The sequence below is a fragment of the Micrococcus sp. KRD026 genome (genome assembly GCF_017168445.1).
Classification (GTDB): domain Bacteria; phylum Actinomycetota; class Actinomycetes; order Actinomycetales; family Micrococcaceae; genus Micrococcus; species Micrococcus luteus.
On sequence record NZ_JABFBA010000052.1, the window covers coordinates 1 to 9,440 of the forward strand.

9 protein-coding genes, 1 tRNA gene and 1 rRNA gene are annotated in these 9,440 nt (G+C 75.2%); 6 read left to right on the forward strand and 5 right to left on the reverse strand.

Features of this window, described 5'->3' with window-relative positions; translation table 11 throughout:
• Positions 1 to 20: 20 nt before the first annotated feature.
• The 3 genes from treY to J1M40_RS11890 form a co-directional block, all read right to left on the reverse strand.
• The gene (treY, locus tag J1M40_RS11880; protein ID WP_206450821.1) at positions 21 to 2,501 is read right to left on the reverse strand and encodes a malto-oligosyltrehalose synthase; all 2,481 of its coding nucleotides are present in this window, start codon (positions 2,499 to 2,501) and stop codon (positions 21 to 23) included.
• A 62-nt stretch (positions 2,502 to 2,563) separates the two neighbouring features.
• The gene (locus J1M40_RS11885; RefSeq protein ID WP_115165393.1) at positions 2,564 to 3,049 is read right to left on the reverse strand and encodes a hypothetical protein; all 486 of its coding nucleotides are present in this window, start codon (positions 3,047 to 3,049) and stop codon (positions 2,564 to 2,566) included.
• A 36-nt stretch (positions 3,050 to 3,085) separates the two neighbouring features.
• Positions 3,086 to 4,129, reverse strand: a complete 1,044-nt coding sequence (locus J1M40_RS11890) for an aldo/keto reductase (protein WP_206450822.1) — start codon at positions 4,127 to 4,129, stop codon at positions 3,086 to 3,088.
• A gap of 65 nt (positions 4,130 to 4,194) precedes the next feature.
• Between J1M40_RS11890 and J1M40_RS11895 the strand changes: the two genes are divergently transcribed.
• The 5 genes from J1M40_RS11895 to J1M40_RS11915 all read left to right on the forward strand — a co-directional run bounded on the left by J1M40_RS11895 (position 4,195) and on the right by J1M40_RS11915 (position 8,447).
• Positions 4,195 to 5,097: a fumarylacetoacetate hydrolase family protein gene (locus J1M40_RS11895; RefSeq protein WP_206450823.1), complete on the forward strand. Its 903-nt coding sequence runs from the start codon at positions 4,195 to 4,197 to the stop codon at positions 5,095 to 5,097.
• On the forward strand, positions 5,084 to 5,824 hold the full coding sequence (locus J1M40_RS11900; protein ID WP_206450824.1) for an NAD(P)-binding domain-containing protein: 741 nt from the start codon (positions 5,084 to 5,086) through the stop codon (positions 5,822 to 5,824). The genes J1M40_RS11895 and J1M40_RS11900 overlap by 14 nt, the downstream gene beginning before the upstream one ends.
• Before the next feature lie 62 nt (positions 5,825 to 5,886).
• On the forward strand, positions 5,887 to 7,437 hold the full coding sequence (locus J1M40_RS11905; protein WP_119217530.1) for a DUF5129 domain-containing protein: 1,551 nt from the start codon (positions 5,887 to 5,889) through the stop codon (positions 7,435 to 7,437).
• Between the two features lie 92 nt (positions 7,438 to 7,529).
• Positions 7,530 to 8,027, forward strand: a complete 498-nt coding sequence (locus J1M40_RS11910; RefSeq protein WP_206450825.1) for a carboxymuconolactone decarboxylase family protein — start codon at positions 7,530 to 7,532, stop codon at positions 8,025 to 8,027.
• A gap of 57 nt (positions 8,028 to 8,084) precedes the next feature.
• Positions 8,085 to 8,447, forward strand: a complete 363-nt coding sequence (locus tag J1M40_RS11915) for a GNAT family N-acetyltransferase (protein ID WP_206450826.1) — start codon at positions 8,085 to 8,087, stop codon at positions 8,445 to 8,447.
• Between the two features lie 65 nt (positions 8,448 to 8,512).
• Here J1M40_RS11915 and J1M40_RS11920 read toward each other — a convergent pair.
• Positions 8,513 to 8,589 (reverse strand) — tRNA-Pro (locus J1M40_RS11920).
• Between the two features lie 131 nt (positions 8,590 to 8,720).
• Here J1M40_RS11920 and J1M40_RS11925 point away from each other — a divergent pair.
• The gene (locus J1M40_RS11925; protein WP_206450827.1) at positions 8,721 to 9,149 is read left to right on the forward strand and encodes a hypothetical protein; all 429 of its coding nucleotides are present in this window, start codon (positions 8,721 to 8,723) and stop codon (positions 9,147 to 9,149) included.
• Between the two features lie 128 nt (positions 9,150 to 9,277).
• Here the strand turns inward: J1M40_RS11925 and rrf are convergent.
• Positions 9,278 to 9,394, reverse strand: a 5S ribosomal RNA gene (gene rrf, locus J1M40_RS11930).
• Between the last annotated feature and the right edge of the window lie 46 nt (positions 9,395 to 9,440).

Consider the following 9,440-nt stretch of genomic DNA (forward strand, 5'->3'; position numbering starts at 1 on the left):
AGATGTGTATAAGAGACAGGTCACGGGGCGGTCCTCTCTCGGCGGTCGGACGGGGCGTGCGCCGGGACGAGCAGCGCGACGGGCAGGGTGCTGAGCAGTTCGTCGAGGCGCACGGCGCCGCGCGCGTCCGGGTGGACGGGGTGGCCGGTGACGGCGTCCTCCCACCGCCCAGCCGGCACGGTCACGACGGTCTCGCCCCAGCCACCCGCGGCCGCGAGGCGGACGGGCCAGCGCGTGGCCACGGCGAGCGCCCCGCCCCGGTCGAACGCGATCGCGTGTTCGGCGGCGGGGCCGGAGACGTCGAGCGGGCGGTGGCCGGTGAACAGCTCGGGCCGGTCGCGGCGGGCGCGCAGCACGCCGGCCACGACGGCCAGCTTGGCGGCGGCGGGGTCGTCGAGGCCGGGCGTGTGGCCGGCGTCGAGGCGGTCCAGCAGGTCGGCCCGGGCCGCGAAGTCCACGGGGCGGCGGTTGTCCGGGTCCACGAGGGTGGGGAAGGGCACCTCCGTGCCCTGGTAGACGTCGGGGACGCCGGGGGCGGCGAGCTGGACGAGCTTGTGGCCGAGCTGGACCACGAGGCCGGGCTCGGCGATGCGGTCCGCGACGGCCTGCAGCACGCCCCGCGCAGGCCCCTCGGGGGAGGTGACGGCGGCGGCGAGCGCGGCGAGCCGGGCCTCGAACTCGGGGTCCTGGTCCGTCCAGGTGGTGGCCAGGGCCGCCTCGCGGGAGGCCTTCTGCAAGAAGCCGAGGATCCGCTCCTCCTCCGGCGCGGTGCCGTCCGTGGGCCAGACGCCCACGATGGACTCCCAGAGCAGCCGCTCCGCGTCGGGGTGGCCGAGCGGGTGGAGGCGCCTCAGCTCCGCGAGCTCGGCGGCCCAGCGGTCGGGCTCCTCGGCGAGCACGGCGATGCGGGCGCGCACGTCCTCACCGCGCTTGGTGTCGTGGGTGCTCAGGGTGGTCATGGCCGTCGGCCAGGCGGCCTGGCGCGCCTGCTGGGCGGCATGGAAGTCGGCCAGGGACAGGGCGACGTGGGAGGGGTCTCCGCCGACCTCGTTCAGATTGGCCCACCGCGTGTACCGGTAGAAGGACCGGTCCTCGACGCCCTTGGCCATCACCATGCCGGAGGTCTGCTGGAACCGGCGGGCCACGGGCGAGTCCGGGTCGGTCAGCTCGGGCCGCAGGTCACCGAGCACGTCGGCGAGGCCCGGCTCCGCCGCGGCCGCGTCCGCCAGCGCGCCCTCGAGCACGGCCAGGCCCACGGGCAGGTAGGTGCGGTACACGGGCAGGCGGGCGAGCACGGCGGCGAACGCGGCGGCCACGTCCTCGTCCGGGTGGGCGCCGAGGGCGTGCACGGCGCGGACCTCCCGGACCAGCCGGGCGGTCTCGGCCGCGAGGGAGCCGGTGGCCACGTCGTGCTTGGCCCGCACCACGGCCTCGCCCCACTCCCGACGACGGCGCGCGTCCTCGGCCGCATCGCCCGCGGCCTCGGGATGCATGAAGACGCGTTCGACCTCGCCGAGCGCGTCGTAGCCGGTGGTCCCGTCCACGGGCCAGTCCGCGGGCAGCGCCTCACCGGGCTCGAGGATCTTCTCCACCACGAGGTAGCCCTCCGGCAGGACGTGGGAGCGCAGGCGCCGCGCGTAGCCGGCCGGGTCCGCCAGGCCGTCCGGGTGGTCCACGCGCAGCCCGTCCACGAGCCCTTCGCGGACCCAGCGGGCGGGTTCGGCATGGACGACGTCGAAGACCTCGGGCTCCTCCACCCGGACGCCCGCGAGCGTGGTGACGGTGAAGAAGCGGCGGTAGTTCAGCTCGGCGTCGCCGCGGCGCCAGCCGACCAGCCGGTAGTGCTGGCGGTCGTGCACGGCGCGGGCCAGGCGGGCCTGCTCCGCGGTCAGCTCCTTCGCCGGGTCCGCCGCCGCGAAGACCTCCGCGGCGCGCAGCCCGGTCTCCGCCTCGGCGGCCTCGAGCGATCCGGGGGCGAGGGGGTAGACGTTGTCCCAGTAGCGCAGACGGCCGCCCTCGGCGTCGACGACGAGACGGTCCAGCTCCGCGTCCGCGTCCCCGTCAGGGCCGTCTCCCAGCACGGGGATGAGCAGGGAGCCGCCGCCGGCCGCCCAGTCCACGTCGAACCACGCCGCATGCGCCGCCTCGGGACCGTGGGTGAGCACGTCCCACCACGCCGGATTGGCCTGGGGCGTGGCCACGCCCACGTGGTTCGGCACGATGTCCACGAGCACGCCCATGCCCGCCTCGTGCGCGGCGCGCGCGACCATGTCCAGTCCCTCGGCCCCGCCGCGGGCGGCGTCCAGCCGGGTGGGGTCCACGACGTCGTACCCGTGGTCGGAGCCGGGCTCGGCCTCGAGCAGCGGCGAAAGGTAGAGCCAGTCCACGCCCAGGCGCCGCAGATAGGGCACGAGCCCGGCCACGGACTCCAGCGGCAGATCCGGGCTGACCTGGAGCCGGTAGGTGGACGCGGGGGCGGAACGGACGGTCGAGGTGCTCACGCGGCGACGCTAACAGAGGCCCCCGACGCGGCATCAGGCCCGACGGACGGCGGCGGGCGCGGTCACGGGGCCGGACGCAGCGGCAGGTCCTCGTACTTCTCCGGCGGGTTGTGGAAGATGTCCTCGCCGACGAAGGGCTCGCCCGAGGGGTCGACCACGACCATCTCGTCCCGCAGGACGGTTCCGTCCGGCTGGGTGAGGTCGATGATGAACCCCGTGCCGGACTGGCGGATGCGCTCGATCGAGGTGTAGCCGTACTTGGCCGTCAGGTTCTGGCGCAGCGTGTCCAGCCCCGCCAGGTGCGTCCACACACCCACGCCGGCCAGTACGGCCGCGACCGCCAGCACCACGGCCCCCACCCGGCGCTGCAGCCGGGTGTTGTCCAGGACGTCCACCTCGGTGTTGCGTCCGTGCTCGTCAGCGTGCCGCCGGTGCCGGCGCTCACGCCAGATCCCGGCGGCCAGCAGGATGCCGCCGACGACGAGCGCGAGGGCGGCCGCCCAGTAGGCGAGCCAGGGGGTGAAGAGGTTGACGGGCTCGAAGGTCATGCCCCCAGTGTGACAGACCTCACGTCTGCGGGTCGCTCAGGGCAGCGGCCGGCCCCGCGCCGCGGTCCACAGGCGGTGCCACTGCGCGGAGTCCATCGCCTCGGCCGCGGCGGCCGCCTCGGCGCATGCGGCGACGCGCTCCGGGTCCTGGGTGCCGATCACGGGCCGCACGCCCCACGGCAGGCGCAGCAGCCAGGCGAGCACCACGGCCTCCCGGCTGACGCCCAGCTCCGCCGCGACCTCGCCGACGACGCCGGCCGCGCCGTCGTCGCCGGAGCTGAACCGGCCCTGCCCCAGCGGACCCCAGGCCTGCAGCTCGATCCCCTCGGCGGCGCACACCGGGCCGAGGCGCCCGGCGTCGGCGTCCGCGGGGGCGTCCGGGTGGTTGGCGAGCACGACCGCCTCCACGAGGGTGCGGTGGTGCAGGCCGAGCTCGACCTGGACGCACGCCAGCCCGGTCCCGTCCGCCGCTTGGCTCTCGAGCTCGCGCTGGAACTCGAGGACGCGGCCCACGCCGAGGTTGGAGACGCCCAGCTTGCCGACCAGGCCCGCCTCCCGCGCGTCGAGGAAGGCGCGCACGGTGTCGGCCACGGGCGTGAGGACGTCGGGCCGGTGGATGATCAGGGTGTCCACGCGCTGCTCGCCGAGGCGGGACAGCGAGCCCTCCAGCGAGGCGCGCACATGCTCGGGCGAGGAGTCGTAGCGGGTCAGGCGCCGCCCGGCCGGGTCCGTCTCGTGCAGGAGGATCCCGCACTTGGTCTGCACCTTCAGGGCGGAGCGCTCCTCGTAGGGCAGCTCGCGCAGCAGCCGGCCGACGGTCTCCTCGGAGCGGCCGGCCCCGTAGATGTCCGCGGTGTCCAGCAGGTCGACGCCGGCCTCGATCCCGGCGCGCAGGGCGCGGCGGGCACGCTCCACGGCCGCCTCGGCCTGCGCTGCGCCCGCGGGCCCCTCCGGCCCCGCCCCCGGATCGGCGTCCGGGGGCGGCGGGGGAACGGACCCCCAGGCCATGGTCCCGAGCACGATCGGGGTGGCCGGGGTCGGGTCGAGGTCGAGCGGCGGATGCGTGGGGGCTGTGCTCATGGCCTCACCGTCTCACGTCCGCCCACCCCGGGTCCGGACTCGCCGCCCTGTGATGGGATGGGTCCATGAAGCTCGCCACGTTCCGCCAGCCCGACTCCGACGCCGCTTACCCCGGCGCCACGTTCGCCGCGGTCATCACCTCCGTGCACCCCGAGGACCCCGAGGTCGCCGTGCGCGCCGTCGCCCTGCCGGACTGTCGCGACGTCGGCGAGTACCTCACCGCCACGCCGGAGGAGCAGCGGGAGATGGTGGAGGGTGCCCTCCGCGCGGCGCAGGCCGACCGGTCCCTCCTGCTGGACACCTCCGGCCTCGTCTACGACACGCTCGTCCCCTTCCCCACCAAGGTGTTCTGCGTGGGCCTGAACTACACGAACCACATCGACGAGACGGGCCTGGAGCGCCCGGAGCATCCGACCCTGTTCGCGAAGTTCCCGCAGTCGCTCACGGGCGCGCTGGACCCGATCGAGGTCCCCGAGGAGGACCACCGGGTCGACTACGAGGGCGAGCTGTGCATCGTGGTCGGGGAGCCGGGCCGACGCATCGCCGTGGCGGACGCCCCGGAGCACATCGCGGGCTACGCGGTGGCCAACGACATCTCCATGCGCGGCTTCCAGGGCCGCACCTCCGAGTGGCTGCAGGGCAAGGTGTGGGAGGCCTCGACGCCCGTGGGTCCGTGGCTGGTCACCCCGGACGAGTTCCCGGCGGACGCGCGCGTCCTCACGCACGTCAACGGCGAGCTGCGTCAGGAGGACCGGGTCGCCGACGTCGTCTTCTCCCCCGCCGAGCTGGTCTCCTACGCCTCGCAGCTGATCACCCTGAACCCGGGCGACCTGATCCTGACCGGCACGCCCGCGGGGGTCGCCCTGGCCCGCCGGGACGCCGAGGGCCGCCGTCCGTGGCTGCGTCCCGACGACGTCGTCGAAGTGGAGATCACCGGGCTGGGACGCCAGCGCAATGAGCTCGTCTGAGGCGGCACCGGCGGACGCCCTGCCCCGCGTCGTCGGCATCCTCGGTGCGGGGCGGGCAGGCACCGCGCTGGCACGGGCGATCGCGCGCATCCCCCGCCTCTCCCCGGGCACGGCCGCCCCGCGGGTGATGGTCGCGGGCACGCGGCGCCCCGCGGCGGTCCAGCGCCACCTGACGATCTACGCGCCCGAGGCCGTCGCCGTGTCGGCCGAGGACCTGGCGGCGGAGGCGGAGCTCGTCGTCGTGGCCGTGCCGCGCGAGGCGCTCGACGACGTCGACCCGCTCGCCCTCGCCGGGCCGGCCACGCGCGCCGTGGTGGACCTGACGAACACGTGGGGCGACGAGCCCGTCCCGGACTGGCTCGACGGCGACGGGTCGCCCGGCACCGCCCGGATCGCCGCACGCTGGGCCGCTGCGGGGGTGCGCGTGCCCGTCGTGCGCGCGTTCTCGGAGATCTCGCATCACGACCTCGGAGACGCCGGGCGCGCCACGGCCCCGCGCCGTGCCCTCGCGGTCGGCACCGAGCCGGCCGACACGGCACCCGACCCGGCCGCGGTCGCTGCCGCGCGCGACACGGTGGTCGCCCTCGTCACCGCGATGGGCTTCGACGCGGTCCCCTACACGGGCCTCGACCGGGCCGGCGTCCTCGAGCCGGGGGCGGCGGGATTCGGCACCGCGCACGACGCCGGCCGGCTCGCCGCGCTGCTCGCCGACGCGCCCACCGGCTGAGGCGCGCCACCGGCCGCGGTGCCTACGCTGGGCGGGACCGCCGACCCTCCCAGGAGGCCCCCGTGACCCGTCCGACGCACCGCACCGCCCGCCGCACGCTCACCGCGGTCGCCCTGTCCGCCGCCGCCCTCACCGGACCGGCGGCGTCCGCCACCGTCGTCGCCCTGCCGGTCACGGCGGGGGTCACGGGCGCCGCCGCGCCGCAGGCCCACGCCGTGGCCTGGGACCAGGTGGAGCTCGTGGATGACGCGGGCGTGATCGACCTCGCCCAGCTGCGCCGTGACCTGGCGGGGATCGAGTTCCGGGAGCCGACCCGCGTCGCCGTGGTCACCGAGCGCGGCCCGGACCTGTCCGCACTGGACGACGACCGCGCGTCTCAGGCGTTCAACGGGCGGGTGCTCGAGCGGGCTCGCGCGGAGCACCCGGACTGGCTCAGCGCGGACGGCCAGAAATGGGCCGACGGCCTCGTGATCGTGGCGCTCGACCCGGACAACCGGTTGATCGGGGTGTACGTGGGCGAGGACCGGATGCTCAGCACGGACCGGCTGCGGGAGGTGCGCGAGGCCGGACACGAGGCGGCCCGTGCGGCCCGGTGGACGGACACGGTCGTGGAGGTGACGGACGCCGCCGCCGAGCTGATCGGGCGCCCCTGGTGGCAGGCTCCCGAACTGTGGTTCGGCGCGGGGATCGTCGGTGTGGCGGGCGGCGGCGCCGCGGCCGCGGCGCTCGCGAGCCGACGGCGTCGCCGCCGCCGGACGGCCGACCTGCTGGCCGAGGCCCGCACCCACCTGACCTCCGTCACCCTGGAGATGGACGCCACCGAGGTGAACGCGTCCACGGTGCCCGAGGACTCGCCCCACGCGGCCGCGCTGATGGAGCGCTTCCGCGGCTTCCGGCGCCAGGCGCTCGACGCGTCGGCGGAGCTGGACCGCCTCGAGGCCCTGCCGGAGCGCAGCCTGCATCGCACGGAGCACGCCCGGGCCGCGGAGGACGTCCGGGACCGCGCCCGTGAGCTCGACCGCCTCGACGACGCCGTGGCCGCGGCGAACACCTTCCTCAACCGCCACCCGGGGTGGCCGGCGGCGTGGGACCAGCAGACCGCCCCGCTGCGGGCCGACCTGGACGCCGTCGGCGCGCTGGCCTCCTCCGTCGGCTCCGCCGGGCCCGTCCGATCCGCCGTCGCCGCGCTGGAGTCCTTCCGCACCGAGGCCCAGGACCGACTCGAGGCGCTGGGCGCGGACCTCCAGGACGAGCGCCTGACCCCGGCCGCGGCGCTGGATGAGCTGGACGCCCTGCGGCGTCGCCTGACCGGGCTCGTCTCCGCCCTCGCCGACGCCGAGGTGGCGGCGTTCGGCGAGGACGAGGCCGAGCGCGAGCTGCTGCGCGACGAGCTGCGCTCGCACCGTGGCCCGGCCCGGTCCGCGCGCGGCTCGATCCTGGACTCCGCGCTGCCGGCGGATGCCTACTGGACGGTGGTGGCCTTCACCACGGGCCACCAGGCCGGCGAGCGGTCCGTCCAGGACCACCGCCAGGCGCAGTCCAGCTCCTCCGGGACCGGCTACGGATCCTCGGGCGGCTCGTTCTCCGGGGCGGGCTCCTCCGGCCGATTCTGAGCCGGCCGGGGCCGGATCTGAGCCGGAAGCTCGTCCGGGCCGGGCACCCGGTCCCTGGCCCACCGCCCCGTTCTGCGAGACATTGAAGGACCATGACCGCCGCTGACACCCCCGCACCCCGTCAGGACCCCCTCGCGTTCTTCCTCGACAAGGCCGTGCCCGAGGCGTGGCACGCGGTCGGGCCGCTGGCCTCGGCCGCGCGCGCCGCCGCCGAGCAGGCCGGGCTGGACCGGCAGCTCGTGGAGCTCGTGAACCTCCGGGTCTCCCAGCTCAACGGCTGCGTGTTCTGCCTGGACCGGCACACCCGCCAGGGCGCCGACGCCGGTCTGAGCGTGCAGCGCCTGGGGCTGCTGCCGGCGTGGCGTGAGGCCGGGGCCGTGTACTCCGAGCAGGAGCGCGCCGCGCTCGAGCTCGCCGAGGCGGTCACGGACCTCCCCGAGCAGGAGCAGCTGAACTACGTGCAGGCCTCCACGGCCGCTGTGCTCACGGACGCCCAGTACGCGGCCGTGCAGTGGGTCGCGATCGTGATGAACCTGACGAACCGCATCTCGATCCTGTCCCATCACCCCGTGCGGCGCCGGGACGGCTGACCCCTTCCCCGCCGCCGGCCCGGCGGCGGGATCCACCCAGGAACGAGAGGACCGACCATGACCGAGCAGACCCCCAGCCTGGAGCACCCGCAGGTCCGCAAGAACGCGGAGAGGTACGAGATCGTCGTCGATGACGCGGGCACGGTGGCCGGCTTCACGGTGGCGATCGACGACGACACCGCCGACGGCCCGGCCCAGCGGATCTTCCCGCACACCAAGGTCGACCACGAGTACGAGGGCCGGGGCCTGGCCTCGATCCTCGTGCGCGAGGCGCTGAAGGACACCGTGGCCGCGGGCCGCCGGATCGTCCCCGTGTGCCCGTACGTGAAGGACTGGGTGGACGAACACGACGACGTGGCCGGCGAAGTGGACCCGGCCCGCGCCGAGCATCTCCAGTTCCTGGAGTCCCGCCAGGACTGACGCCCCGCACCCGGTGAGCACCCGGAGACGAGAAGAGCCCCCGCCGATCCGGCGGGGGCTCTTTCTGGTCGGGGTGACAGGATTTGAACCTGCGGCCTCGTCGTCCCGAACGACGCGCGCTACCAAGCTGCGCCACACCCCGTTGGAGGTCTCAGACCTGAATCCAACAGAGAGCGACTATACCAGCCACACCGGGTGCCGCCAAACCGAGATCCGGGGCAGAATCGCACGCGTGAGACCTCTGCGCACCCAACGAATCCGAGAGAGGCCGGCATGAGCTGGTGGCCGTTCCTGCGTTCCTCCGCGAGCCCCTCCCCCGACGACGACGGAGCCCCGGCCGCTGCCGAGCTCGAGGAGGCCGTGGCCGCCCTGCGACGGCTGTTGCGCGCGGAGCGGCACCGACTGCGCCCGGACAGCTGGGCCCTCGCGTGGGAGATGGTCGAGCACGCCGCCGAGTACGGGCCGGCCTGGACTCGCCTGCAGCGCACACGACCCGTGGAGACCCAGGAGCTCGTGCTCGCCCTCACCGGGCGCTTGGAGCCGCTGCTGCGCGACTTCCTCGCGATCCCCGACTCGGAGAAGCCCGCCCATGCCGACGCCGTGCACGCGCGCCTTCGGGAGCAGAGCACGGAGCACGGCCGGCTGCGCCGCCGACTCACCCGCGCGCTCACGGCACGGCTGCGTGCCGGCGAGGAGCTCTGAGCGCCGAGGGGGAGGCACCCGGGAACGCAGAAAGCCCCGTGCAGATCGCACGGGGCCGCCCGGAGAATCCTCCCGGGAATGCGGGAAGGGCCTCGCACGCAACGGTGCGAGGCCCTCCCTCAAAGAATGTCCGGCGGCGACCTACTCTCCCACAACCTCCCGGCTGCAGTACCATCGGCGCTGTGGGCCTTAGCTTCCGGGTTCGGAATGGAACCGGGCGTTTCCCCCACGCTATGACCGCCGTAACCCTAACCCCACACCACCACCCTCAACACGGGCAACAGCAGGGAA